This window comes from Arthrobacter sp. Soil_C_49 (genome assembly GCF_057656635.1).
The window spans coordinates 378,823-402,715 of record NZ_JBDGJZ010000003.1 but is presented as its reverse complement, the minus strand read 5'-3'; the positions used below and the strand labels follow the sequence as shown (position 1 = coordinate 402,715).

Genomic DNA, 23,893 nt, shown 5'->3' with positions numbered 1-23,893 from the left:
CGCAAGATCGCATCAATTCGGGGAAGGGGGCTTGGTTTGGGTTCCAAGAGTGCCTGACTCGCGGTCAGTATGCTTCCGGAGCGAGGGCGTAGAAGGGCGTACAGCCCTCCCTGGTGCCGGGGGAGATATTGGACCGGACGATGGCCGCCCGCTCCAGCGCAGCCAGGTGGTACCGCACGGAGTCCCGTGAGGCATAGATTCCACTGCTGATTTCTGCCACCTTGCTGGCACCGTTGCTTGCAAGGTAATCGATGATCAAGCGCCTGACGGGGCTCCGTCCGGCTGCGTTGAGAAGGGTTGTCCGGGTGCGAAGTTTGGAGGACATGCTGCTCCCTCAGCGGACCGAAGCGTGCTCAGGCGTCCGGCTGCCGTCCTGCACTTCGGCTGCCAGTCTCCTCATGGTTGATGTGTTCTTCATGCTCAATCCTTTGGTTTAGCCGGGCGGTGGCCCAGCGGCGGAACGGTCCTCGTCATCGAGTGCCGTTGTTGGTAGGGCCCGGCCGGAAATGCGGCACGTCAATGTGCCCCGGTTGCCGGGATCGGGCTGGCGATGCGGGACCACGCCCGCCGGGTTCCCTGGCGGAGCTTGCGAGGCGAGGGGGCGGGTGGGTGGGCCCACGCCCGCCGGGTTCCCTGGCGGAGCTTGCGAGGCGAGGGGGCGGGTGGGGATTATTTGCTGAGGTTGGCGAGGCGTTCGGGGCTGAGGAGTTCCTGGAGTTGGGTGTCGGTGAGGAGCCCGTGTTCGAGGACAAGTTCGGCGACGCCTTTGCCGGTGGCGAGTGCTTCCTGGGCGATGGCGGTGGCGGTGGCGTAGCCGAGGTGGGGGTTCAGGGCGGTGACCAGGCCGATGGACTGTTCCACCGTGCGGCGGAGGTGTTCGGTGTTGGCGGTGATGCCGCGGATGCAGCGGGCCGTGAGGGTGCGGGAGGCGGCTTCCAGGTGGGAGATGCTCTTATGGAGGCTGTGGACAATCACGGGTTCGAAGGCGTTGAGCTGGAGCTGCCCGGCTTCGGCGGCCATGGTGATGGTGACGTCGTTGCCGATCACTTCGTAGGCGACCTGGGAGACGACTTCCGGGATCACGGGGTTGATCTTGCCGGGCATGATGGAGGAGCCGGACTGGACTGCCGGGAGGTTGATTTCGCCGAACCCGGCGCGCGGGCCGGAGGAGAGCAGGCGCAGGTCGTTGCAGATTTTGGAGAGTTTCACGGCCACGCGCTTCAGCACGCCGGAGAGGTGCACGAAGGCGCCGACGTCCTGGGTCGCTTCGATCAGGTCGACGGCGGTGACCAGGGGCAGGCCGGTGATCTGGGCCAGGTGCCGGCAGGCGGTGTCGGCGTACCCGGCGGGGGCGTTCAGGCCGGTGCCGATGGCGGTGGCGCCGAGGTTGATTTCGTGGATCAGCAGTTCGGCTTCGGCGAGGCGGAGCCGGTCTTCACCTATGGTGATGGCGTAGGTGCCGAATTCCTGGCCCAGGGTCATGGGCACGGCGTCCTGGAGCTGGGTGCGGCCCATTTTGACGACGGTGCGGAATTCGAGGGCTTTGGCGGCACAGGCTTCTTCGAGTTCGGCCAGGGCGTCGAGGAGTTCGCGGGCGGCGAAGATGGTGCCCAGTTTTACCGCGGTGGGGTAGACATCGTTGGTGGACTGGGAGAGGTTGACGTGGTCGTTGGGGTGCAGCCGGGTGTAGTCGCCCTTGGGGTGGCCCAGGATTTCCAGGGCGCGGTTGGCGATGACCTCGTTGGCGTTCATGTTCGAGGAGGTCCCGGCGCCGCCCTGGATGACGTCCACCACGAACTGGTCGGCGAGTTTGCCGGCCAGGATGTCCTGGCAGGCCTGCCCGATCGCGTCGGCGCGTTCAGCGTCCAGCAGCCCGAGTTCACGGTTGGTGCGGGCCGCGGCGAGTTTGACCGCCGCCAGGCCGCGGACCAGGTGCATGTTCGAGGACAGTTTCTGCCCGGTGATGGGGAAGTTCTCCACGGCCCGGAGCGTGTGCACGCCCCAGTGCGCCCCGGCCGGAACATCCCGGTTCCCCAACAGATCATGCTCAGACCGGGTAAGTGCGCCGGTAATGGAGGTGGCGGGGGAATGCGCGGTGGTCATGGTGTCCTTAGTTCTTGTGGCGGCGGGGCAGGCCGGAGGCATGGAAGTAGTACGGAAAAGGGCGCGCGGGAGCAGGCGCGGATGACGGCACGCCGAGGCAGCCGCCGGTATCGGTTGGGGTGGAAAAGCTGAGGTGGAAAAACTGGGGTGGGAGCGCGGCTAGCCGGTATGGCCTGCCAGGGATTTCCCGCCGCCCGGGATGACGGTGCCCAGGGCACACTCCACGCCGTGCAGATGCCTGGTCATGGCTTCGGATGCGTCCTCCGCTGAACCCCGTTCGATGGCCTCGAAGATGCGGGCATGCTCTTCACCGGATTCCTTGCGCCGGTCGGCCACGAGGTTCAGGGTGTTGGACTGATTGGCCATGGCCTCACAGATGTCCGAGAGGAAGGTTTCGAAGACGCCGTTGCCGCTGGAACGGGCGATGGTGACGTGGAACTCGGTATTCAGCTGGACCCACTGCTGCAAGTCTTTCGCCTCGGACATCTCGCGGAGAATTTCCCGGAGTGCTTCCAGGTCCTCGCCGGTACGGCGCTGTGCAGCAAGGCCGGCCGCGGGAACTTCCACGTGCGGGCGGGCCTCCACAAGTGCGCTGGCTGAGTATTTCCCGAGCTTGAGGTCCTGTGCCACTTTGTCGGCAATCACAAAGGTGCCCTTGCCCGTGTACGTGGCCGTCAGTCCGAGTGCGGTGCAGGACCGGAGGGCTTCACGGACCATGGTGCGGCTGACGCCGTACTGCTTGGCCAGGGATGCTTCTGAGTCCAGGCGGGTGCCCACCGGGATTTTGCCGGCCTCGATAGCGCCGCGGAGGGAGGCAAAAACCGCTTCGGCCGCACCAACGCGTACCACCGGTTCTTGTCTAGCTGTCCAGCTGTCCAACAGGTCCATGTGAAGAGCATGTCATTAGTCACAGGGTGTGTCAATGAGGCGGCGGAATGGTGCGGTGTTCAGCTCCGTGGGGAGGCTGCCGGTGCGGCAGGATGCCTGTACTACGCTGGGCTTTTTGAGGCTTGGCCTGCTTCGAGTGCCGGCCGCTGTGGTGAGACAGGCCCCCGCGGGGAGCCGGGAAGCGGGAACATGCCGGTATGGATGCAGGCACTGCTGTGGGGAACTGCGGCCGGAGCTGCCCTGGTCCTGGGAGCGGCTTTGTCCTGGCGGTGGACCCTCCCGCCCAAGCTGGTGTCCTCCATCATGTCCTTCGGCGCCGGCGTGCTGATTTCCGCCCTGGCCTTCGAGCTGGTGGACGAGGCCGTGCAGGGCGGCGGGCTGTGGCCCACCGTGGTGGGATTCCTCGCCGGCGCCGTGGTGTACGTCGGCGCCAACATGATGCTGGCCCGTGCCGGGGCCAAGCACCGCAAGCGCTCCGGGGACCAGCAGCCCTCCGAATCCGAGGACCCCGGCAGCGGCACGGCCATTGCGGTGGGAGCGCTGCTGGATGGCGTCCCGGAGTCGGTGGTGCTGGGCGTGGGCATGCTGGCCGGGGGAGCGGTGAGCCCGGCCATGATGGCGGCGGTGTTCATCTCCAACGTTCCCGAAGGGCTGTCCGGGACGGCGGGCATGAAGAAGGCCGGCAGGAGCGCCAAGTATGTCTTTGGCCTGTGGGGAGGGATCGCACTGCTGTGCGGGGTGTCCTCGCTGATTGGGTACGCAGCACTGGAAAACGCACCAGGCGAGGTTGTTGCGCTCATTACCGCCGTGGCCGCTGGAGGGATCCTGGCGATGCTCGCGGACACCATGATCCCTGAGGCCTTCGAGCAGCACCACAACCTCACCGGGCTCACGGCGTCGGTGGGGTTCCTGACCGCGTTCACCGTGCACCACATCGGAGGATAAAGCGCGACGGCGGGACGCGGCACAGTGCCGCGTCCCGCCGTCGTTATCGCTGGGGTTAGAGGCCCTGCCGGGCCAGGTCCTCAACCACCAGGCGCGCCAATTCGGTGGCACCGGCGCGGTTGGGGTGCAGCGTGTCGCCGGTCATGAACAAGGCCAGCGTTTCCTCCGGACCGATCTCCGTGAAGTACTGCGAGGCCAGGACGTTCAGGTCCACCAGGTGCACGCCCTCCTCCTGGGCCAGGGCCACCGTGGAGTGGCGGTACCAGCGGTCCACGGAGGAGTGGACGCCGTCAACGAAATCCGTGGCACGGCCCTGTGGCGTGACCACCACGGGAGTGGCTCCGGTGGCAGCAACCTGCCGGACCATGTCCCGCATGATCTCCTTGAACTCCGCCTCGGTGGTGGCGTTCTTGGCGGCAGTATCGTTGATGCCCATTTCCAGCAGGAACAGGTCACCGGGCTTGATGTATTGCAGGATTGCCTCGAGTTGGCCGTCGTTGCGGAAGCCGCGGGCGATCTGTCCGCCAGTGGCCATATTCCGGACGTCGAAAGCCTCCGGATCCACAAACTGCGGCAGCATCTGGCCCCAGCCGCCCTGCACGCTTGTTTCCAGAGGGTAGTAGCTCGCCACGGTGGAGTCACCGCCCACCCAGATGGTGGGGTCCATCTCGGGGTGGCGGGACACCTTCTCGATCTCCAGTGCGCTGAGGGTGAAGGCAGTTCCCACCTTGCCCTCAGTGACCAGGAGGTTCAGCTGGCCGTCCAGGACAGGGAGTTCGAAGGATGCCTTGGCCCCGTTGCCCGTCAGGTTCATCTCCTGGAAGACGCCCTCGGCGGCGATGCTGGCGCGGGAGGTGTCACCCAGGGTGACGGTCACCTTGTAGAGGCCCTCCTTGAGGTCCACGTTGAACGTGTTCGCGCTTTTGGTGCCGAACGCAAGGAAGCGGACGGCGTCGCTGCCGGCACCGGCGCCTTTCGCGGGTACGTTCGCCATGTGCTCGGGGGTGTTGAAGCCGTAGCGGGCTTCGGGGCTGTAGGCGGCGGTGGCGCTGACGCCGGTGTAGCCGTTTTCCACCGGTCCGTTGCCAAAATCGAACCTGTAGCTGCTCGGCTCGGCATAGGCAGCGGGTGCGTTGAGGGTCAGCCCTGCCCCGGTGGCCAGGGCGGCCGTGGCGAGGCAGCCGGCAAGGACCTTGCGGATCGGTTTGCTGGTGGGGTGGAGCGTAGAGGGTGCGGTCACGTGCATCTCCTTTGATGACGTGTGGAAGTCAGGCCACAACGTCGCGTGTTTTGTATCGATTCAAAAGCGGGCAAGAAGGTCCCTGCAATTGAAGGGGGAGCGCGGGTGTTGAAGATCCATGCCCGCGTTACAAAATTTGTAACGCACGCTGACTCTGCACGTCAAGAGATTTTGGTAGTTTTGTGTGCTCTTTTGTTCTGGAATGTGGGACGCGCAGTAACCGCGCCCGCACAATTTTTGGTCCCTGCCGGCGCCTTTCCCTCCGGAGGCTGTTAGCGTGGAGGCCCGGCCATTGATGGAGGAACGATGACGATCAACTCACCCGATTCGCTGCCCGATGACGAACTGCAAGGCGGCAGTGGAGGTTCCAAAGGCACGAGCGACGGCAGTATCCCGGGCGGCGCGGACGGCGTGGGAATCGGTGCCGACGGGGAAGCGAACACCTTTGAGCCCGAAGAGGATCCGGACGCAACCGACGCGCCTGAAACCGACTGAGCTATCATTCCTTCGGCTGGCGGCAGCGGCCCACGGCCGCACCGGCCATTGGCTCAAGGTTTAATCAAGAATTGCGCAGCCAGGCGAAAATCGGCCATTGGCCCGGTTACCAGCCGGTAGATTTCTCTCTGTTTCCGCGTTAGTTCCCCAACCTGGAAGCACAGAAAGCCCCCGCGCTGGAGCCCGACTCGCGCGGGGGCTTTCGTCATGAGGCAGGGGGTTTAGGGCAGGACGCTTTCTGGAAACGCTCAGGCTGAAGGGCCACCGGCGCTTTGCGGAGCGGTGTTGATCCAGTAGCGGCGTTTGCCGCTGCGGCTGTCCTCGTAGGTTCCGCCGTTCTTCTCGATGGTGGCCCGGGAGCCGGTGTTGTCCTCGCTGCAGGTCACGAGCACCCGCGGGATCCCCAGCTCCCGGGCTATTGGCAGCGCGTCAGCCAAAGCCTGTGCGGCGTGGCCGCGCCTCCTCGCCGACGGCCTGACGCTGTAGCCGATGTGCCCGCCCTCGTTGAGGAGGTATTCGGTCAGCTCATGCCTGATGGCCAGCGAGCCAAGGAACGTGCCGCCGTCCACGATCCACAGGTAGGTGCAGGGCACCATGCCGGGCTTCCTGGGGCTTCCGGGCAATGCATCGCTGACGAGGGCGTCAACGAAGCGGCCGAAAGCCCGGGCGTCCTGGAGGTCCTCCGGAGACCAGCCGTCCGCGCCCGCTCCGTCCTGCCGGGTGCCGGCGAACTCTGCGGCTGCTTCAAGCCAGGACGAGTGGAATTCAACGTGCGGAGCGATAAGTTGGACCATCACAAGATCCTACGTGCGAGGTGTTTGTTCCGCTGAGGAGTGCAATAGCGCTCAGGGACAAAGTCTGTCCAAAGTCTCCTGCAATGCTGATGCAATCTGGTCATCCCAGCCGTTGAACTTGTCGTCAGTTTCACGATCTTCGAGTGGCGTTGGCATAGGAGGCGGTACAAGCGTCATGGTGGCCTGGTACTGGCCGTCGAGGCTCGCCACGGACGCTGTGCGGTAGGTCCAGAATCCGCCTGTGCCGCCGAACCGGTGGACGCCGTCGCAGTGCTGGTTCCACTTCCACAGTCCCAGGCCGTACTGCGGGAATACCTCGGTGCGGGTCATCTCCTGCAGTGACTCCTTGGACAGGAGCTCCCCCCGAAACAGGGCGCCGTAAAAGTCGTTGATGTCGGACATGGTAGACATAGCACCATAGGCAGGCGAGCCCAGAACCCCGGGCGCTTCGGTGACATCAAGCCGCTCATTGCGGTAAGTGATGTAGCCGCGGATCAAGGCGGTGTCGGCGGCTGCCGCAGGCTCAACGGACGTGTCCTCCATGTTTAAGGGGTCGATGATGTCCTGGCGCAGCACCTCAGTGAAGGGCCGCCCCCGCAGTTTCTCTACCAGCTGCCCGAGCGCCATGTAGTTGGAATCGGAATAATGGAAAGACCCCACGTCCCGCACATCCCACGGCAGTCGACCAGTCAGTTCCAAAGCTTGCTGCGTGGTGATGTTCTCCTCGATGACCCGCGGGACGTCGTCGACTGTGTCCTCGTTGACCTCCTGGAAGGAACGCATGCCGGACGTGTGCCCCAGGAGCTGGCGGACAGTGATGGGGGCAGGCGGTTTCAGGACCGTGGCGAAGCTGTCAAGGACCGCATTCACGGGATCATCCAGCCCGATCAGGCCGTCTTCCACCAGCTTCATCACCGAGACGGCTGTCAAGGATTTGGTGATGCTGGCAACGAAGACTTTGTTGTCCGGCGTGGCCACTTCCCTGGACTCAAGGTCCCGGACGCCATAAGCCCGCGACCATGTTCCTCCCGGCCATTTGACCTCCGCCAGCACGGCCACGGACCCTTCGTCAACGAACATGCGCATGCTTCTGTCGATCGACCGGAAGGGCGGCGGTGCTGTGCCGAAGGATGGCGGAACGGGCGCCGGGTCTGCGTAGGAGCAGGCGCTGAGGATAAATACCATTGCGGCAAAGGTGCTGAGGAGGGGCCTTAAAGACGATTTCACGGCGCCGCCAAGGAGATGTCACGAGTCTGAGATGGGCCGCAGCTGCACCGCCCCCGGTCAAGGGCTTTTCCGGCGCACTAGATCCAGCGCTTTCAAGTCTAGATATTCCGCAGCCCCCGGTCGAGGGCTGAGCGTGAGCACTCTGTAATGGCCGCCGTAGGTCCGGCTGCCTAGGAGGCAAACATGCCGTGGCGGGCGCACTCCGCCGTCCAGCCCAGCGGTGTCACCTGGACTTTCATGCGTCGCCGGCAGACCGGGCAGTACCGCGGAGGCTCCATCGCCAGGCGCTCGCGGCAGCCTTGGTGAGCGGACGACGGCGGGCCTTCGCCGCCGTCGTCCGCCTCGCCGCAGTGCCCGCAAAAGTCCCCGGTGGTTGAGCGCGTGGAAACCTCCGTCACAGCGTCTTCTGGAGTTCCTTGATGGGCATGTTGAGGTCCACCAGCAGGTTCAGGTCTGCGGTGGCGGGGCGGCCCAGCGTGGTGAGGTAGTTGCCCACGATGACGGCGTTGATGCCGCCGAGCAGGCCGTCGCGGGTGCCGAGGTCGCCCAGGGTGAGTTCGCGCCCGCCGGCGTACCGGAGGACAGTGCGGGGCATGGCCAGGCGGAAGGCTGCGATGGCGCGGAGCGCGTCCTTGCCGTCCATGATGCCCTGGTTTTCCAGGGGAGTTCCCGGGCGGGGGTTGAGGAAGTTGAGCGGGACTTCGTGCGGTTCGAGGGCTGCGAGCTGGGCGGCGAGTTCGGCCCGCTGCTCCAGGCTTTCGCCCATCCCGATCAGGGCGCCGCAGCACAGCTCCATGCCGGCGTCTTTGACCATGGCGCAGGTCTCCAGCCGTTCCTCGTAGGTGTGGGTAGTCACGACTTCCGGGAAGTAGCTGCGCGCTGTTTCGAGGTTGTGGTTGTAGCGGTGGACGCCCCAGTCCTTGAGCTGGTCCACCTGGCGCTGGGTGAGCATGCCCAGGGAGCAGGCGATGTTGATGTCCACTTCTTCGTTGATGCGGTCGATGGCGAACTTGATCTGGTTCATCAGCTTGATGTCGGGGCCGCGGACAGCCGCGACGATGCAGAACTCGGTGGCTCCGGTGGCGGCGGTTTCCTTGGCGGCTTTGACGAGTTCCGGAATGTCCAGCCAGACGCCGCGGACGGGGGAGTCGAACAGGCCGGACTGGCTGCAGAAGTGGCAGTCCTCGGGGCAGCCGCCGGTCTTGATGGAGATGATGCCTTCCACCTCCACGTCCTCGCCGCAGTGCCGGAGCCGGACCTGGTGTGCGAGTTCGAGGGCGGCGGGAAGCGCCTCGTCCGGAAGGCGAAGGACCTCTTCGAGCTGGGCCTGGGTCAGGCCGATGCCGTCCTCGAGAACCTGCCGGCGGGCGGTCTCCAGGATCCGGTACGCGCTGTTATGGTGGCCCGTGCCGGCGCTCGCGGAATTCGGGCCGGTGGGTACGTTCGCCGGGATCGTCATTGGGGTCCTTATGTTTGCCGTGGAAGTTCCTCACAGCAGACGCTAGTTCTCCGCGGGCGGCCCCATTTTGGAGGGATTCAACAAGATTTTTCTTGGTGAGGCGTGCGGCGGGCTTCTGTCGGCGCAGGTCAGGCCGGAATCAGCCGCGCTCCTGCAGGTTCTGCCACAAGTCCTCGGGGACCTCCGGGGCCATGCGCCATGAACGTCAGACTAACCCGCTTCCTCAAACCGCGCGAAATGCGTTTAGAGCTAACGGAATGGAAGAGCGTCCGGGCCGGCTGCGCAGTGCAGCCGGCCCGGAGGTTGCCTTACTGCGGGAGGCTTACTTCAGGTCGAAGCGGTCCAGTTCCATAACCTTTACCCAGGCCGCCACGAAGTCGTTGACGAACTTCTCCCGGGCGTCGTCGCTGGCATAAACCTCGGACAGTGCCCGGAGCTGGGAGTTGGAACCGAAGACCAGGTCCACCGGCGTCGCCGTCCACTTCAGTTCGCCGGTGGCAACATCGGTGATCTCGTAGACATTCTCCTCCGACTCCGATGCCTTCCACTTGGTGCCGGGGGACAGGAGGTTGACGAAGAAGTCGTTCGTCAGGACCTGCGGCCTATCGGTGAGGACGCCGTGGCTGGAACCTCCCACGTTGGTGCCCAGGGCACGCATGCCGCCGATGAGGGCCGTCATTTCCGGCGCCGAGAGGTCCAGCAGGTACGCCTTGTCCAGCAGAAGGGTCTCCGGCTGGAGTTTCTCGCCGGGGCGCACGTAGTTCCGGAATCCGTCCGCGCGCGGCTTCAGGTACTGGAACTGCTCGACGTCGGTCTGTTCCTGGGCGGCATCGGTGCGGCCTGGACGGAACGGCACAGTGACGGGGAACCCGGCGTCGCTCGCGGCTTTCTCCACCGCGGCACAGCCGCCGAGGACGATCAAGTCCGCGAGCGAAACCTGCCCGTTGCCTTGGGCGGAGTTGAACTCCTGCTGCACTCTCTCGATGGCCTGCAACGCCGTCGAAAGCTGCTCGGGCTCGTTCACCTCCCACCCGCTCTGGGGCTCCAGGCGGATGCGGGCACCGTTGGCCCCGCCGCGCCTATCGGTCTTGCGGTAGGTGGACGCCGATGCCCAGGCGGTGCTGGCCAGCTGGGAGACGGACAGGCCCGAATCCAGGAGCTTTGCCTTGAGCGAAGCGATGTCCTGCTCGCCGATCAGCTCGTGGTTCACAGCAGGGATGGGATCCTGCCACAGCTGGGCTTCGGGGACCCAGGGCCCGAGCATGTGCGGCCCGACAGGTCCCATGTCGCGGTGCAGCAGCTTGTACCAGGCCTTGGCGAAGGCGAGCTGGAACTCATCCGGGTTCTTCAGGAAGCGCCGGCCGATCTCCTCGTAGACCGGGTCGAAGCGCAGCGACAGGTCCGTGGTCAGCATGGTGGGCCGGTGCTTTTTCGCGGGGTCGTGCGCGTCCGGGATGATCTCCGGAGCATCCTTGGCAACCCACTGGTGCGCTCCGGCCGGGCTCTTGACCAGCTCCCACTCGTACTCGAACAGGATTTCCAGGAAGCGGCTGCTCCACTGGGTGGGCCGGTCCGTCCAGGTGACTTCGAGGCCGGAGGTGATGGTGTCGCCGCCCTTGCCGCTGCCGTAGGTGCTGAGCCAGCCCAGCCCCTGGGCTTCGAGGTCGGCGCCTTCCGGCTCGGGGCCTACGTGGGCGTCGGCGTCACCGGCGCCGTGGGTCTTGCCGAAGGTGTGGCCGCCGGCGATCAGCGCGAAGGTCTCTTCGTCGTTCATCGCCATGCGTTTGAAGGTTTCGCGGATGAACGACGCCGCCAGTTTCGGATCCGGGTTGCCCATCGGGCCCTCGGGGTTGACGTAGATCAAGCCCATCTCGGTGGAACCGACTTCTTCGGACATCTGGCCTTCGCCGATGTAGCGTTCATCGCCCAGCCAGGTGTCCTCGGGCCCCCAGAAGATCTCTTCGGGCTCCCAGACGTCCTCACGGCCGAACGCGAAGCCAAAGGTCTTGAAGCCCATGGACTCGAGGGCCACATTGCCCGCGAGGACCAGCAGGTCGGCCCAGGAGAGCTTCTGGCCGTACTTCTGCTTGACCGGCCACAGCAGCCGCCGTGCCTTGTCCAGGTTGGCGTTGTCCGGCCAGCTGTTCAACGGGGCGAAGCGCTGGCTGCCGTCACCGGCACCGCCACGGCCATCGTGGACGCGGTAGGTGCCTGCAGCGTGCCAGCTCAGCCGGATCATCAGGCCGCCGTAGTGGCCGAAGTCCGCGGGCCACCAGTCCTGGGAGGTGGTGAGGACCTCGGTGATGTCCTGCTTGAGGGCCTCGACATCGAGCTTTTGGAACTCCTCGCGGTAATTGAACGAGGGCCCCAGGGGGTTGCCCTTCGGGTTATGGCTGTGGAGCACCGAGAGGTCCAGCTGGTTGGGCCACCAATCCGCGACCGTCCGCGGCCGGTGTCCCTTGGGCTGCGGGGAGTCAATAGCGGGGTTTTCACTCTCGCTGCCGTGCGAGGTGACACTGCCGTGATCCACCGGGCATCCGCCCTCGACCTTGCTGTCCAGGCCTTGGGCGCTTCCCGGGGTGGGGACCGGAGGGTGGTCCTGTCGATCGGTCATGTGCTTCCTTCCCTATGGCCGAGGCCGTGGTCGGACTCGGGCAGCCGGTTCAACCCTCCTATGTAACCACGAGCGGGAGCACCGGGAGAGGCCCGGCCGGAAGTTACCAGCGCTTAACGAAAGCGGCCGACGGCGGGACGTCCCGCCGTCGGCCGCTTTGCCTGGGCTGCCGCTCAAGTCAGCCCGCCCAGGGTGGCATCCGTTACCGCGCCGTCACGCCCTCACGGGCGGTTGCGGGCACTGAGGCTTCAGCATCAGCCTTGTGCGCCTCGAGGTCATGCAGCGATTTGCCCTTGGTGTCGGGGGAGAGGATGGCAGCCAGCGCCGCGACGGCGCAGATGCCGAATGTGGCCAGTCCGATGACCACGGGGACGTTGGTGGATCCCGGGGGAGCAATCGCGGTGAAGATGCTCGGGAAGAACGATGCGATCATGAGGCCCAAGTTCTGTGACACGGCGAAACCGGTGACACGGATCCGCATGGGGAACTGCTCCTGGAAGAACGTGGCAAAGGTGGCGTTCCACATTTGGAAGAAGATGCCCTGGACGATCACGATGCAGACGAAAACCAGCACCAGGCTTCCCTGCTCGATGGCCCACAGGTATCCGCCGGCCAGCACGCCGCCGCCGAGGCCGCCGGCCACCATCAGCATCCGCCGGCCAATCCTGTCCGACAGTGCGCCGAACAGCGGGATGGTCAGCACGGCGGCCACGTTGGCGATGAGTGTCACCCAGAGGAATTCGCTGCTGGTGAAGCCGTTGCCGTAGCCCTCCTGGGTGGCGTAGGAGACGCCGAAGATGAGCGTCGCCATGCCCACCACGTTGGTGAACGTCATGACGACGCAGCGGACCAGGACCCAGGGGTGGCTGCGCACGAGGTCTACGAGGGGGAAGCGGGGCTTTGCCTTGCCCGTTTCGGTCTGTGCCAGGTAGGCCGGCGGCTCCTGCACGCGGCGCCGGATGAAGTAGCCGGCCAGGATAACGAAGGCGCTGAGCAGGAACGGGATGCGCCAGCCCCAGGACTGGAACTGGTCGGCGGGGAGGATGGCGGCGAGGGGAAGCAGTACGGCGGTGGCAAGGATGGAGCCCACCTGTGTGCCCTGCAGGCTGAAGCTTGCGAAGAAGCCGCGCCTGGCATCGGGGGAGTGCTCCACGATCATGGCGCTGGCTCCGCCCAGTTCGCCGGCGACGGCGAACCCTTGAATCAGGCGGAGGATCACCAGGAGGATCGGTGCCAGCGCCCCCACCTGCCCGTACGTGGGCAGAAGTCCCACGGCGAAGGTGGCGAAGCCCATCAGCAGCATGGCAAAGACCAGCACCTGCTTGCGGCCGTGCCGGTCACCGTATGCGCCCAGGACAACCGCGCCCAGCGGACGGGAAACGTAGCCCACCGCGTAGGTTGCCAGCGAGGCGATGATGGCCACTGTCTTGTTCTCGGACGGGAAGAAGATGGCGGGGAAGATCAGCGTGGCGGCCAGCGAATACAGGGCGAAATCGTAGTACTCGAGTGCGCTGCCGATCCAGCCGCTCATCGCGGCTTTCTTCGGGTCCCGCGTGCCGGCACTGGCATCCGGGACGGGGCGGCTTTCACGGGGGATGGTGCTCATTCTGATGAATTCCTTCGTCGTCATTGGCAAGGAACCGGAGCTGTTAGGTTCCGGATGGTCGACGTGACCTTGAAGGGTCAAAAGCCCTGGAAAGCCCTTTCCCTTGAATCGATTCATCAAGGATATGATGGTGACGCCCGTTACGTCAACGCGGGCGAAGCGGGCAAGGCAGCCATGGGCCACGCCCCTGGGGAACCTTCACGCCTTTCGCGTAACAGTGAGTCAACCAATTTTCCGGCACTCCCCGCAGCATCGAATAATCAAAGGGCGGATCCGAGTCCTGACTGCCAATCCCGCTTCCAAATCCGCACCCCCCGGAGTATGGCCGCAACACAGCCGGCGTTCAACCGCTGGGCCTGCAGCCCCGGACCCCACTGCCAAAATCCAATCTTCCCGCCCGGCGTGAAGACCTTCAGACATCCCAGGACATGACTTATGGACGGTTCCAGCGTTGTAGCCCTCTTCCTTGCGAGGAATGACGATACTGCCACCAGCGCGCTCCCGCGTGCTCCGAGAAGGGTCCGCGCCCAAAAGTCCGGGCTGTCCCGCCGGGCCGCCCTCCGCGGCCGGATGGCAAGTGCGCTTCACCGCCTCGCCTGGGCCATTGAGCCGGACGCGGGCGGCACGTACTAGTCCCTCCGGCGGAACGCGTATGGCCGGAGGCCCGGAGCCGCCCCCTTGTCTGATGCCGCAGCCGCAACTGCCCAAGCGCCGTCGGGATGTTTCCTGCCTTAGTGCGCTGCGCCGAGTTCGATGAGCAGGACGCCGCCGATGATGAGGCCGAGGCCAAGCATCATGACGGGTGTGATGGTTTCCTTAAAGAAGACGCGGCTGGCAACGGCGGTCAGTGCCACGCCGGCAGCCGCCCAGATGCCGTAGGCAACGCCGAGGCTCATCCCCTGGTCCAGGGTCAATGTGAGGAGGGTGAATGCCAGGACGTACCCGACGCCGACAGGGATGTACCAGCGGCGCTTGCCGGTGGATGCGACCCGCAGGAACAGGGTGGCGGTCACCTCGGTCAGGATGGCTCCGGCCAGCAGCAGCCACATCATGAGCCCACCATTTCTTTCTCCGGTTCCATGGCCGGTTCTTTGTGGGAACCGAGTTCAACGCAGAGGACGCCGCCGATGACCATGGCGACGCCGACCATCATCATTGGGGTCAGCGCTTCGCCGAAGATGAGGGCGGCCAGCAACACCGTGAGTGTTACCCCCAGGGCCGCCCAGATGCCGTAGGCGACGCCGAGGCCGAGGCCTTTGCGGAGGACTGCCGCGAGGAACCCGAAGGAAGCGGCGTAGCCGACCACAACCACAATGAAGAAGACAGGATTATCCAGGGCCGCTTTCAAGGAAAGCGACGCCGTCACCTCACTCAGGATGGCGCCGGCGAGAAGAATCCACTTCATGTAAACAATCCTTGATTCGGTGGGGCTTGGTCCCCGTGTTTGCAACGGCGGGGTTGCCCGGGATGTTCCCTGGCCTCGCGTGCCCTCTACGCCTCACGACGGACATGTCCGGCGAATTGAATAATCTTTTGCCGGAGTTTGCACGGCAATGAACACGCCCCCTAGCCCCCTGACTAGGCAAGATAGGGTTTTCAAGCAAGAACGGCGGCTCTGTTTCCTGTTGACGGGCGTCTTCGAGTTTGCGGAGGCCCTAGGTGGACCGGCGATTGAGGCGTAGTGTCGCCCGGTATCGCTCCCTCACAATTTGTCAGGCAGTGTTTTGGGCATCTGCCCGCTGGGGGAAGGAACTGCCATGCAACACAGGTCTGCGCAACAAAACGGGTCACATCGGCTCACACCGGAGGCGCCAGGGCGTGGCAGGGCAGCAGCAACGGCAGGTGGTGCCACCGGCGTAGTCCTCCTCGCGATTGCCTTGGTATGGCAGCAGTCGCCGGCATTTGCGGCCACCTCCGTAGGCCTTGGCACGGCGGCCTCATACTCCGTGCTCGCCGGCTCGGCAGTGACCAACACCGGTCCAACCACACTTCAAGGGGACCTGGGCGTCAGTCCGGGGACAGCCATCACGGGGTTCCCGCCGGGCATTGCAGCTGGGAGCAAGCACGCAGCGGATGCGGTGGCCTTGCAAGCGCAGTCGGATCTCACCATCGCCTATAACGAGGCTGCGGGACAGCCGCTGACTACCAGCGTTGCAGGGGACCTTGCGGGCCGGACCCTGACAGACGGTGTCTACAGGTCCACCAGTTCATTGGCCCTCAGCGGGCAGTTAACGCTGGACGGTCAAGGAAACCCCGATTCAGTATTCGTCTTCCAGGTGGCTTCCACTCTGGTTACCGCGTCTGCCAGCAGCGTTATCCTCACCAACGGTGCCCTTGCCTGCAATGTTTTCTGGCAGGTGGGCAGTTCGGCCACCCTGGGTACAGCATCGAGTTTCAAAGGGACCATTCTTGCGCTCACCTCGATAACGGCGGAGACCAACGCAAGGGTGGAGGGGCGGGTGCTCGCCCGTAACGGGCAGGTCTCCCTTGATACGAACGTGATTACCAACCCTGGCTGCGAACCTGTGCCCACCACGCCGCCCACCACTGGTACGCCGACGGAGACCGTGACCCCGACGGAGACGGTGACTGCCACCCCGACGGAAACAACCACGCAAGGCGGGACAGCGACCGCAACAACTCCCGGGTCCGCAGCAGCAACAGCCACTGCAACATCCACGGAAAACCCGACGGCGACTGCCACAACAAGTGCCGCTGGAACCATCCTCAACGGCCCGATTTCCGGCGCCATCGAATCGTCTGCCCCTGCAGCGGCAGCGCCGCTCGCCGGGACGGGAGCCGGCGGAAGAAACCAGGGCACGAACGTTGACACGGCGGCAAACACCCTGCAGGGAGGCGGCGCGGCTGCCCTCGGCCTGGTAATTGCCGGCCTTGCAATCACCACTGTGATCGTATTCGCCTTCAGGGTGGTGCCGGGCAGGCGCCGCAGCAGCCAGGAGTAGGAGCTTGCGGCGGGGGCACGCTCCAAAAGCCCGGCACCGCCGCCTGCCCGGACCAATGCATCACGGGGAGCGTTGGTCACCGGGCAAAGGCGCCGGTCCCGGAAAACTAAGGGCAACGATGGTTGGAGGTGTTGCGGCTGGCCTCGCGCTGGCAGGAGGGATATCCCTCGCCGCAGTACTCCTGGCAGGTGGAGTGCCAGAGTCACTAAGTGTTGAACTTCCGCCGCAATCCAGTTTGCCGGCTGGTCCGACTACTTCCAGTCCAGCCCCGGTGCAAACCCCGGCCCCAGCAGTCAATCCTGGGCCGGGGTCGCTTGACGCCGGCCAGCCGGCCGGTTCGCTCGCGGAGGAGGCTACGGCCTCGCCGCCGCTTCACATCACCTACGCGGCGGTGGGGATGAATCAGGCCGTCCTTCCGCTGTCCCCGACGGAGCGGGAGGCCAGCCTCGGCTCCATCGTTCCTCCCCACACGGCTGACGCCTACTGGCTTACCCCGTACGGTGTCCCCGGTGCCGGGTCCACGAATACCACTTACATCGTCGGGCACAGCTGGGAGGGCCGTCCTTCCCCCTTTAACGAGATCAGTTCCAGAGCAAAACCTGGCGATCAACTGACCGTGACCACGTCCCAAGGACCCCTGGTCTTCACCGTCGATGAAATCACCACGGAGTACAAGGACACCTTGAAGGCCAGTGCCATCTGGGACAAGGTCCCGGGGCGTCTTGTTCTCATCACCTGCTTCACCGAAGACCTGTGGGGAACGAACATCATCATCCAGGCCAGCCCAAGCAGTCAGCCGTGAGCGCCGCTGACCTCCTTGTCCATCGCTTCCAGGCCGGTGGGAAGGCCGCCGGCAGTGACAACCTGGCCAGCCTTGATGACGGTGCGGTTCCGGCTCTCGTCCCAGAGTACTGAGGGCGCCTCGAAAGGATCGCCGTCCAGAATCACCAGGTCGGCGCAGGCCCCCTCCGCGATGCGTCCCAGGTCGTCGCGCCGGAGCAGTGCCGCGTTGGTCGACGTCGCCGAGCGGAGTGCGTCGTAGACGCCCAGCACTTCGCACTGCAGGCGAAGCCCGGCCAGCTGTTCATCCTCAAGCTCACCCATGAGGTCACTGCCGAAACCAATCCGGACTCCGGCGTCGCGCGCCAGCGTGACGGCGTTCTTGCCGGCGGCCAGTACTTCCTGGTTCTTGGCGGTGCCCACCTCCGTCAATCCAATTTCTGCTCCGCGGCGGCCCATGGCGTCGTACGTTACCAACGTGGGCACCAGGTATACGTCGTGCTCAGCCATGAGGCGGGCCGTTTCAGCGTCCAGCAGGTTGCCGTGTTCGATGCAGCGGACCCCGTTCAGCACGGAATGCCTGATGGCTTCCGGCGAGTAGGCGTGCGCGGTGGCGTAGCTGCCCCGCCGCGATGCCTCTTCTGTGATCACGCGGATTTCGGCTGCGGTGTACTGGGGCACACGGATGGGATCGACCGGGGAGATCACTCCTCCGGAGGTCATGATCTTGATGGCAGTGGCTCCGGTCCGGAACCGGTGGCGCACCGCCAGCAGCAAGTCCTCGACGCCGTCCACCACCTCGCACATGTGGCCGCCATGGAAGCAGCTGCCATCGTTCGCAGCGCGGATGTCGCCATGACCGCCGGTCTGGCTGAGCGCGGGACCGGTAAAGAAGTAGCGGGGACCGGGATACAGCCCTTCCTCGATGGCAGATGCCAGGCCTATGTCACCCCCGGCCACGTCCCGGACGGAGGTGAAGCCCCGGCCGAGCGCCGCCTCAAGCCTGCGGGCACCGGCCAGCGCCGAATAGCTCAACGGCCCGGTCTCGTTGACGGCCGAGGTCAGGCTGAGCGCGTAGGCATGGAAGTGCGCATCAATGAGGCCGGGAATTACTACCCGGCCGCCCGCGTCGAGTACAGTTCCGGCGGCAGGCGCCGCTTCACTGCCTTCTTCGGCGTCGCCTACGGCGGTGATCCTGCCATCGCGGACAGTGATGGAGCCCTCGATAAGTTCGGGTGATTCGCCGTCGAAGATCCTGGCGTTCCGGATGGTCAGGTTTCCCTGAAGGTTGGGGATCATGTGCTGTGTTTCCTTCCTGTCGCAGGGCGCACGCTAGCTGGTGGCTGCCAGGGCGTCTTCGAGGAGCTGGACGGAGCGCTTCGCAACCTCGACGGCGGCCTCCACCGAGGACTTGTCATAGCTGCCTTCGGGCGCCAGGAAGTTCATGGAGCCGATGGTTCGGCCGCCGCTCACAACCGGAACATTGACAATCGCGCCGCACCCCAGCGATTCAATGGTTGCCGAGTCGAAGAAGAAGTCCCTGACCGCTTCCCGGTCAGCGCCCAGGAATGGCTGCTGGCCGATCAGGACCTGCTCCAACCACACCGGATTGGTATCTCCCGCGAGGGTCTTCTTTCCGCCAACCGGGTAGACCTCGGGGTGGGTGGTGTAGACGCGCGCCATGCTGCTGCCTTCGTCGGCAATGACGGAGGCGGTGAAGAGACGGACGCCGACAGTGTCCTGCGCGGAGGCGTAGACGTCGTCGAAGGATTCAAACTGGGAACTCATGGGAGTCCTTTCTGGTTTCGTGGGGATCTTTGGAAGTTTGTTTTTCATGTACTGCGGCCCGCAACACGTCGAGGATCAAGTGGACGGACAGCAACTCGGCTGGATTGTCCAACGGGACGCCCAGTTCCCGTGCCCGGCCCAGCCGGGCCTGGAGGGTGTTCCGGTGCACATCGAGTGCCGCCGCTGCGAGACTGACCGAGCCGTGGTGGTCAAGGAAGGCTGCTACCGCAGCCACTACCGCCTCCCGGTCAGGAGAACGCATCAGCCGCGGCAGGGTCAGCTCAGCCACCAGTGCCACGGAGTCTTTGTCGACGAACGCAGTGGCCGCAGCCACGCCCAGGCCGGCGAAGCCCAGGACTGTGCCTTGTCCCGCTGACCGGGCGGAGACAGCAGCCAGTCGCGCCTCCTGGATGATGGACGGAAGCGGCGGAGCCTCTTCCGCCCAGCGGGACAGGCCGGCCACCAGGCCCAGCTCGGCCAGGGCAGGCTGGAGCCGTGCCTTGAGCCGGAGCTCAAGCTGGGGCACAACTGCCTCGTGTGCGGCCGGAACAAGTGCCAGCCAGCCGCCGTCGACCTCCGCCAGGGGACTGCGTGCAGCGACTTTCCGCCACAGCAGCCTCAGCACCGCCGTCAGGTCGCTGCCTGGCGCGTGGATGCCGCTGGGGCAGATCCAGACGGCCGCATAGCGTTCGTGCCGGCGCCAACCCAACTGTGAGAGGAGGTGCCGGTGGTCCTCCTCGAAGGCTCCGCCGGAAGAACCCGGGCTTTGGCTTAGCCCCGCCAGTGCCGCAGTGGGAACAGCACGGCCCGCGTCCCGCGAGTTGCCCAACAACCATGCGGCCTTGACGGAAGGGGCAGCCACCTCCAGGATCGAACGGACCAGCCGCAGGTTAAGGACGCCGGAGGCGGGCACGCGCGCGGTAAGGGCGGAAGGGACGGCGGCGTTGGCAACGCCCACATCAACCGTGATGACTTCTGCCGGATCCCGCGGTGCCGTGCCCGCTGAGGCCAGGACGACGCCGTCGTATTCCAGCGAGACGCCCACGCCGTCCAGTTCCCCGGAGATGGTCTTGAGGACGTCAGTGAGCGTACTGTCCTTGGCCACGGCGCGCGCGAAGCGGGCGAGCTCGGCATCCACGACGGACAGGGCGGCACCGATTTCGGCGGCCAAGGCCAACGCGACTCCGGCGGGGTTTCCTTCCGAAGCCAAAAGGGTGATGCCGAGCCGTGCAGCCAGGCCGGTCACCGCGCTGGAATATGTGCTTCCGGCCACCACGACGGCGCTGGCCCGCCGCTCCCAGGCATGCCTCAGCGCGGCGGAGACGAGCCAGCCGCCCGAGCCCATTTCTGCGGAGAGGACCACAACCGTGTTCGGCCGCACCCGCTGGATCGCCTCGAGCTGGGAGACCAGGACCACGCTTTCAATCAGGGCGCTGGTGGGGGTGAGGTACAGCGGGGTGGTGCCGCGCAGCGACCCGTGCGCCAGCAGGCCGGCAACGTCGAGCCGGGTGTCCTTCATCGACCTAGCCACTGCGCCGCCTCGGATGCTTGAGGGGGATGCCGAACGCAGCCGGTTCAGCCAGGTCCAGGCCCGCTTCCGAATACCATTGCGGCGCGGCATTGAGTTTGAGCACATCCACCACGTTGCCTACCCTGAGGTCGTCAAGGCTGGCCACAGAGCCGTGCTCGGAGTTGAGCAGCGTCACCATGTCCGGGACGGCCGCCGCTACGGCACCGTCCACGAGCACCAGCAGAATCTCGTTCTGGATCTCCAGCCGGATGATCTGTCCGGTGGTTTCATCCTCCAGGGTCACACTGGAGGGCTGCGCCGGCAGTCCCAGGTCAGTAGGGCGGGAGAGGCCTTCGATGTGGCTCACCCGCGCCCGGGCAATCCGTGTCACGCCCAGGAGGTCGGCAAGTGACAGGAATTTGCTCTCCGCCGAGGTGCCGGCGTCGAGGATCTGACCTATGCGGATCATCCGGCTGATGGAGCCGTGGACTCCGTGCTCTGCCAGCTCCCGGGCAGAGCAGGGGTACATCACGGTGGCGGCCCAACCGCCCAGCTCGGTGACGAGTGCGCGGACCAGCGTCTCGGCGCGCTGCGGATCACCTGCCTCCACCACGGCGCGCTCGCCGGTTACCCCCATGAGTGCTATGGGGCCGATGGCGACCCCGCCGATGTTCAAGGTGGTCTGGCTGATGAGGGGAAAGACCCGCCCCATGGGATCGGAGTCGATCACGGGAAGGGAGGACTGCAGCCCCACCATCAGCGGAATGATTCCGTTGATGTTGGCAGCGGCGAGTGAATAGATGGCCCGAACCTTGCGGCCGAGCCTGGTTTCGATTGCCTCAATACAGCCTGTGAACTCGTCACCCACCGGTGGCATGTCAGCAATGAACAGGCCTTGGGTCACCATGCCCACTGCCACTACGAGGTCCTCCGGAGCGAGTTCATCGACGCTGATGAGCTCCACAGACCGGTTCTGCATTGCCTCCTGGATCATGCCTGCGTAGATGTGGATGGCGGTGGGATCGATGGCGCAGGCCAGGAAATGGGCACCGGTCCGGAGATGTCCTACGTCTTCGGCTGTGAGGACGCTGCTCATGCTGTGGCTCCCATGGCCTGTGCGGCCAACGCTTGTTCTTCAGGGCTGGAAGTCCCACCCGCAGCCTGGACCCGGATACGCACAATTCCGGGGTTCCCGTAGGGCATGGCGAAGACGTTTGACTCGATGATGCGGGTATCCGCGGGGCTCGCGCCGAGCTGTACCGCAGCCGAGCTGGCTTCCTCCTCGGCCCGGTGCTGCACCCGCTGCAGGTCGGCTTGTCCGCTGACCCTATCGAGCCTGTCGATCCACGCCGTCAGGGGCGTCGCGGCACAGCCTATGAGGGGCAGGTCCCGGGCATCTGGAATTGTTGGCAGCAGGCCGTATTCAGGCGGGGTGACCTGGCTGGTGCGGGCGTCGACGATCACTGACGGGATGTCGGGCCGGACCGGATGGTTGGCGGTGTAGGGCTCCATAATGGCGGCATTGCTAGCGAGGCCCGCTTCATACCCCTGCGGGATAAGGCTGCGCGCAACGGGGAGGCCGCCGCGCATGGTGCCCACGCTCACTCCCTCATCCGCGCAGACCACCACTTCGCCGTCACACAGCCCGCCCAGCGTTGCCGCGCCGAGGATGGCCATGGCGGGTTCCGGACGGAGACCGTGCACGGGGGCAACCGCCAGCCGCGCAAGGGGTGCCCGGCCGCCGTCGTTCCTGGCATAGGACAGGGCGGCGGTGGGGAAGTGGCGCTGCCCGGCCTCTTCCAGCATTGCTGCCAGCTCTTCGCCCGATTCCATCAGGGCGCTGTTAAGGACGGCGGTGTAGTCACGGTCGCGGAACACGCTTGAGTAGAACTCACTGGAGATGCTGATCCGCATGTCGCTGTTGTTGGACAGGATGGCATCCGCGATGCGGGTTTCGTGCTCGGGGGAGGCGGTGGACCCGACGGCGGTGATGGCAACATTCCGCAAGCCTCCAGAGACGATGGCGGGCAATTCCACCAGGAAGGCGTTCAGATCCAGCGGCGCCAGCGGCCGTCCCCGCAGGTCGTGGCCGCCGCGGACATGCACGGTCCTGGTGACTGCGGGCTCAATGCCCGCCGGCAGCCTGATGTTGTGGAACTGGTCAGCCGGAGGACGGGGAGAAATGCGGACAGCGACGACGTCCCCCGGCCGCCCCGCGGCGAGGACGCGTCCGACGTCGGCCGTTACGTCCGTGATCCGGTTTCCGAACTGCAGGCGCAACGAGGACAGTACGGTGTCAAGCGCTTCGGCCAGGCTGCCGGCCTGCCGCTGTTCGGCCACGGAGACGACGGAACGTCCCTCCAGGACAAGCGCCCGGCAACTGCTGCCTTGGAGCATCAGTCCTATCCGCATTGCCGGGCCTCCTGTTCAATGTCCTGCCGGGCCCCTGCCCAGCCTGTCCTTGCCATATCTCTAGGGTCCACCCTGGACGGTCATCTGGCGGCTTTGCGGAAGAACAATCCGTCGGCTGCGACCGCGACCAGGATGAGGACGCCCGTGACCACCTGCTGGTAGGTGGTATCCCAATGCAGCAGGTTGAATCCGTTGCTGATGACGGTGAGGATCATGACTCCCACGAAGGCCCTCCACATGGCGCCCTGCCCGCCCAGGATGCTGGTGCCGCCGATGACTACGGCGGCGATGGCGGTGAGCTCGATGCCGATGGCCATGGCCGGCTGCGCCGAGCCTGCTCGCGAGGCCAGGATCATCCCGGCCATTGCAGAGCAGAGGCCGCTGATTGCGAAGACCGCAACGTGGATTGACCCCGTACGGATGCCGCTGAGGCGGGCAGCTTCCTGGTTGCCGCCTACTGCGTAGATCCTGCGGCCGAAGGTGGTGCGCCAGAGAACAATGCCCAGCACCGTGGTCATCGCCAGCATCAATACCGAGCCGGCGGTGAGGCCGAAGAGGCTGGGCCAGGTCCAGGTCTGGAAGGAGACGAGCTGGTCAGGCAGCGGTGCGACAATCGCGCCGCCGGTGATCACAATCGCCAGGCCCCGGTAGATGATGCTCACCGCCAGCGTCCCGATGAACGAGTTGACCTTCGTGCTGACCACGATCAGCCCGGTAATAGTCCCCAGCAGGGCGCCCACCAGCAAAGCTCCGAAGAAACCGGCCGCAACACCGAAGTGCTGGGTGAGCATCACGCCCGAAATAGCGGAGACCGCGAGGGTGGCGGTTGAGGAGAGGTCAAAGACCCCGCTGATGATGCACAGCGTGGCTGCCGCGGCGAGCAGCCCCACCACGGCGGCCTGGTCGAACAGGTTGATGAAATTGCGGCCCGTGAGGAATGTTCCGGTGTTCAGGGCCAGGAAAAGCATGATGGCGGCCAGGCCAAAAACTATCCCGAAATCTTTGAGGTTCAGATTGAATTTTTTCTCTGCCGTCGAGGGCACGGCAACTGACGTTGTTGTCATTTGGA

General features: G+C 65.2%; 23 protein-coding genes. 5 read left to right on the top strand and 18 right to left on the bottom strand.

Features of this window, described 5'->3' with window-relative positions:
- Nucleotides 1-64: 64 nt before the first annotated feature.
- From AC3A4Z_RS08135 to AC3A4Z_RS08125, 3 genes are all read right to left on the bottom strand, one after another.
- Nucleotides 65-325: an ArsR family transcriptional regulator gene (locus AC3A4Z_RS08135; protein WP_498711109.1), complete on the bottom strand. Its 261-nt coding sequence runs from the start codon at nt 323-325 to the stop codon at nt 65-67.
- Nucleotides 326-669: 344 nt separating this feature from the next.
- The gene (locus tag AC3A4Z_RS08130; protein WP_498711108.1) at nt 670-2,103 is read right to left on the bottom strand and encodes an aspartate ammonia-lyase; all 1,434 of its coding nucleotides are present in this window, start codon (nt 2,101-2,103) and stop codon (nt 670-672) included.
- Between the two features lie 159 nt (nt 2,104-2,262).
- A complete protein-coding gene (locus AC3A4Z_RS08125; RefSeq protein ID WP_493973114.1) occupies nt 2,263-2,991 on the bottom strand; it encodes an FCD domain-containing protein in 729 nt (242 codons plus the stop codon).
- Nucleotides 2,992-3,180: 189 nt separating this feature from the next.
- Here AC3A4Z_RS08125 and AC3A4Z_RS08120 point away from each other — a divergent pair, with 189 nt between their 5' ends.
- Nucleotides 3,181-3,936: a ZIP family metal transporter gene (locus AC3A4Z_RS08120; protein ID WP_498711107.1), complete on the top strand. Its 756-nt coding sequence runs from the start codon at nt 3,181-3,183 to the stop codon at nt 3,934-3,936.
- 55 nt (nt 3,937-3,991) lie between these two features.
- On the opposite strand, the gene AC3A4Z_RS08115 is transcribed toward AC3A4Z_RS08120, so the two are convergent.
- Complete coding sequence (locus AC3A4Z_RS08115; protein ID WP_498711106.1) at nt 3,992-5,176, bottom strand: rhamnogalacturonan acetylesterase; 1,185 nt, start codon at nt 5,174-5,176, stop codon at nt 3,992-3,994.
- Nucleotides 5,177-5,482: 306 nt separating this feature from the next.
- Between AC3A4Z_RS08115 and AC3A4Z_RS08110 the strand changes: the two genes are divergently transcribed.
- Nucleotides 5,483-5,671 (top strand): hypothetical protein, encoded by a 189-nt coding sequence (locus tag AC3A4Z_RS08110; RefSeq protein WP_498711105.1) that lies wholly within the window; start codon nt 5,483-5,485, stop codon nt 5,669-5,671.
- 248 nt (nt 5,672-5,919) lie between these two features.
- Here AC3A4Z_RS08110 and AC3A4Z_RS08105 read toward each other — a convergent pair whose 3' ends face one another.
- The 6 genes from AC3A4Z_RS08105 to AC3A4Z_RS08080 all read right to left on the bottom strand — a co-directional run bounded on the left by AC3A4Z_RS08105 (nt 5,920) and on the right by AC3A4Z_RS08080 (nt 13,371).
- Nucleotides 5,920-6,465: a GNAT family N-acetyltransferase gene (locus AC3A4Z_RS08105; RefSeq protein WP_498711104.1), complete on the bottom strand. Its 546-nt coding sequence runs from the start codon at nt 6,463-6,465 to the stop codon at nt 5,920-5,922.
- A gap of 51 nt (nt 6,466-6,516) precedes the next feature.
- Nucleotides 6,517-7,650, bottom strand: coding sequence for a serine hydrolase domain-containing protein (locus AC3A4Z_RS08100; RefSeq protein WP_498711103.1), 1,134 nt, complete (start codon nt 7,648-7,650; stop codon nt 6,517-6,519).
- 212 nt (nt 7,651-7,862) lie between these two features.
- On the bottom strand, nt 7,863-8,090 hold the full coding sequence (gene bsaP / locus AC3A4Z_RS08095) for a biotin synthase auxiliary protein BsaP (RefSeq protein WP_498711102.1): 228 nt from the start codon (nt 8,088-8,090) through the stop codon (nt 7,863-7,865).
- Entirely contained in the window at nt 8,087-9,151 is a 1,065-nt protein-coding gene (gene bioB, locus AC3A4Z_RS08090; protein ID WP_498711101.1) for a biotin synthase BioB, read from the bottom strand. The genes bsaP and bioB overlap by 4 nt, the downstream gene beginning before the upstream one ends.
- A gap of 322 nt (nt 9,152-9,473) precedes the next feature.
- Nucleotides 9,474-11,765 carry a catalase/peroxidase HPI gene (katG, locus tag AC3A4Z_RS08085; protein WP_498711100.1) on the bottom strand — a complete coding sequence of 764 codons (2,292 nt, stop codon included), beginning with the start codon at nt 11,763-11,765 and terminating at the stop codon, nt 9,474-9,476.
- A gap of 202 nt (nt 11,766-11,967) precedes the next feature.
- Nucleotides 11,968-13,371: an MFS transporter gene (locus AC3A4Z_RS08080; RefSeq protein WP_498711099.1), complete on the bottom strand. Its 1,404-nt coding sequence runs from the start codon at nt 13,369-13,371 to the stop codon at nt 11,968-11,970.
- A gap of 435 nt (nt 13,372-13,806) precedes the next feature.
- On the opposite strand from AC3A4Z_RS08080, the gene AC3A4Z_RS08075 reads away from it, so the two are divergent.
- Nucleotides 13,807-14,004 carry a hypothetical protein gene (locus AC3A4Z_RS08075; protein WP_498711098.1) on the top strand — a complete coding sequence of 66 codons (198 nt, stop codon included), beginning with the start codon at nt 13,807-13,809 and terminating at the stop codon, nt 14,002-14,004.
- Nucleotides 14,005-14,102: 98 nt separating this feature from the next.
- Here AC3A4Z_RS08075 and AC3A4Z_RS08070 read toward each other — a convergent pair whose 3' ends face one another.
- Both AC3A4Z_RS08070 and AC3A4Z_RS08065 read right to left on the bottom strand, forming a co-directional pair.
- Nucleotides 14,103-14,423, bottom strand: a complete 321-nt coding sequence (locus tag AC3A4Z_RS08070) for a DMT family transporter (RefSeq protein WP_498711097.1) — start codon at nt 14,421-14,423, stop codon at nt 14,103-14,105.
- Complete coding sequence (locus tag AC3A4Z_RS08065; protein WP_498711096.1) at nt 14,420-14,776, bottom strand: DMT family transporter; 357 nt, start codon at nt 14,774-14,776, stop codon at nt 14,420-14,422. The genes AC3A4Z_RS08070 and AC3A4Z_RS08065 overlap by 4 nt, the downstream gene beginning before the upstream one ends.
- Before the next feature lie 352 nt (nt 14,777-15,128).
- Between AC3A4Z_RS08065 and AC3A4Z_RS08060 the strand changes: the two genes are divergently transcribed.
- The gene (locus tag AC3A4Z_RS08060; protein WP_498711095.1) at nt 15,129-16,334 is read left to right on the top strand and encodes an ice-binding family protein; all 1,206 of its coding nucleotides are present in this window, start codon (nt 15,129-15,131) and stop codon (nt 16,332-16,334) included.
- Between the two features lie 271 nt (nt 16,335-16,605).
- Nucleotides 16,606-17,136, top strand: coding sequence for a class F sortase (locus AC3A4Z_RS08055; protein ID WP_498711094.1), 531 nt, complete (start codon nt 16,606-16,608; stop codon nt 17,134-17,136).
- Here the strand turns inward: AC3A4Z_RS08055 and AC3A4Z_RS08050 are convergent.
- From AC3A4Z_RS08050 to AC3A4Z_RS08025, 6 genes are all read right to left on the bottom strand, one after another.
- Nucleotides 17,127-18,413 (bottom strand): metal-dependent hydrolase family protein, encoded by a 1,287-nt coding sequence (locus AC3A4Z_RS08050; protein ID WP_498711093.1) that lies wholly within the window; start codon nt 18,411-18,413, stop codon nt 17,127-17,129. The genes AC3A4Z_RS08055 and AC3A4Z_RS08050 overlap by 10 nt on opposite strands.
- 33 nt (nt 18,414-18,446) lie before the next feature.
- Nucleotides 18,447-18,902, bottom strand: coding sequence for a GAF domain-containing protein (locus AC3A4Z_RS08045; protein WP_498711092.1), 456 nt, complete (start codon nt 18,900-18,902; stop codon nt 18,447-18,449).
- A complete protein-coding gene (locus tag AC3A4Z_RS08040) occupies nt 18,886-20,433 on the bottom strand; it encodes a helix-turn-helix domain-containing protein (protein WP_498711091.1) in 1,548 nt (515 codons plus the stop codon). The genes AC3A4Z_RS08045 and AC3A4Z_RS08040 overlap by 17 nt, the downstream gene beginning before the upstream one ends.
- A complete protein-coding gene (locus AC3A4Z_RS08035) occupies nt 20,426-21,508 on the bottom strand; it encodes a DUF917 domain-containing protein (RefSeq protein WP_498711090.1) in 1,083 nt (360 codons plus the stop codon). The genes AC3A4Z_RS08040 and AC3A4Z_RS08035 overlap by 8 nt, the downstream gene beginning before the upstream one ends.
- Nucleotides 21,505-22,824 carry a hydantoinase/oxoprolinase N-terminal domain-containing protein gene (locus AC3A4Z_RS08030; RefSeq protein ID WP_498711089.1) on the bottom strand — a complete coding sequence of 440 codons (1,320 nt, stop codon included), beginning with the start codon at nt 22,822-22,824 and terminating at the stop codon, nt 21,505-21,507. Before AC3A4Z_RS08030 ends, AC3A4Z_RS08035 begins: the two co-directional genes overlap by 4 nt.
- A gap of 80 nt (nt 22,825-22,904) precedes the next feature.
- Complete coding sequence (locus tag AC3A4Z_RS08025) at nt 22,905-23,888, bottom strand: ABC transporter permease (protein ID WP_498711088.1); 984 nt, start codon at nt 23,886-23,888, stop codon at nt 22,905-22,907.
- Nucleotides 23,889-23,893 lie beyond the last annotated feature (5 nt).

Coding starts and splice junctions, on each gene's coding strand:
- AC3A4Z_RS08045 (WP_498711092.1), bottom strand. CDS start 18,902: ATGAGTTCCCAGTTTGAATCCTTCGACGACGTCTACGCCTCCGCGCAG.
- AC3A4Z_RS08120 (WP_498711107.1), top strand. CDS start 3,181: ATGCCGGTATGGATGCAGGCACTGCTGTGGGGAACTGCGGCCGGAGCT.
- AC3A4Z_RS08100 (WP_498711103.1), bottom strand. CDS start 7,650: ATGGTATTTATCCTCAGCGCCTGCTCCTACGCAGACCCGGCGCCCGTT.
- AC3A4Z_RS08060 (WP_498711095.1), top strand. CDS start 15,129: ATGCAACACAGGTCTGCGCAACAAAACGGGTCACATCGGCTCACACCG.
- AC3A4Z_RS08080 (WP_498711099.1), bottom strand. CDS start 13,371: ATGAGCACCATCCCCCGTGAAAGCCGCCCCGTCCCGGATGCCAGTGCC.
- AC3A4Z_RS08035 (WP_498711090.1), bottom strand. CDS start 21,508: ATGAGCAGCGTCCTCACAGCCGAAGACGTAGGACATCTCCGGACCGGT.
- AC3A4Z_RS08025 (WP_498711088.1), bottom strand. CDS start 23,888: ATGACAACAACGTCAGTTGCCGTGCCCTCGACGGCAGAGAAAAAATTC.
- AC3A4Z_RS08075 (WP_498711098.1), top strand. CDS start 13,807: ATGGACGGTTCCAGCGTTGTAGCCCTCTTCCTTGCGAGGAATGACGAT.
- katG (WP_498711100.1), bottom strand. CDS start 11,765: ATGACCGATCGACAGGACCACCCTCCGGTCCCCACCCCGGGAAGCGCC.
- AC3A4Z_RS08130 (WP_498711108.1), bottom strand. CDS start 2,103: ATGACCACCGCGCATTCCCCCGCCACCTCCATTACCGGCGCACTTACC.
- AC3A4Z_RS08105 (WP_498711104.1), bottom strand. CDS start 6,465: ATGGTCCAACTTATCGCTCCGCACGTTGAATTCCACTCGTCCTGGCTT.
- AC3A4Z_RS08110 (WP_498711105.1), top strand. CDS start 5,483: ATGACGATCAACTCACCCGATTCGCTGCCCGATGACGAACTGCAAGGC.
- AC3A4Z_RS08125 (WP_493973114.1), bottom strand. CDS start 2,991: ATGGACCTGTTGGACAGCTGGACAGCTAGACAAGAACCGGTGGTACGC.
- AC3A4Z_RS08065 (WP_498711096.1), bottom strand. CDS start 14,776: ATGAAGTGGATTCTTCTCGCCGGCGCCATCCTGAGTGAGGTGACGGCG.
- AC3A4Z_RS08135 (WP_498711109.1), bottom strand. CDS start 325: ATGTCCTCCAAACTTCGCACCCGGACAACCCTTCTCAACGCAGCCGGA.
- AC3A4Z_RS08030 (WP_498711089.1), bottom strand. CDS start 22,824: ATGCGGATAGGACTGATGCTCCAAGGCAGCAGTTGCCGGGCGCTTGTC.
- AC3A4Z_RS08070 (WP_498711097.1), bottom strand. CDS start 14,423: ATGATGTGGCTGCTGCTGGCCGGAGCCATCCTGACCGAGGTGACCGCC.
- bioB (WP_498711101.1), bottom strand. CDS start 9,151: ATGACGATCCCGGCGAACGTACCCACCGGCCCGAATTCCGCGAGCGCC.
- AC3A4Z_RS08050 (WP_498711093.1), bottom strand. CDS start 18,413: ATGATCCCCAACCTTCAGGGAAACCTGACCATCCGGAACGCCAGGATC.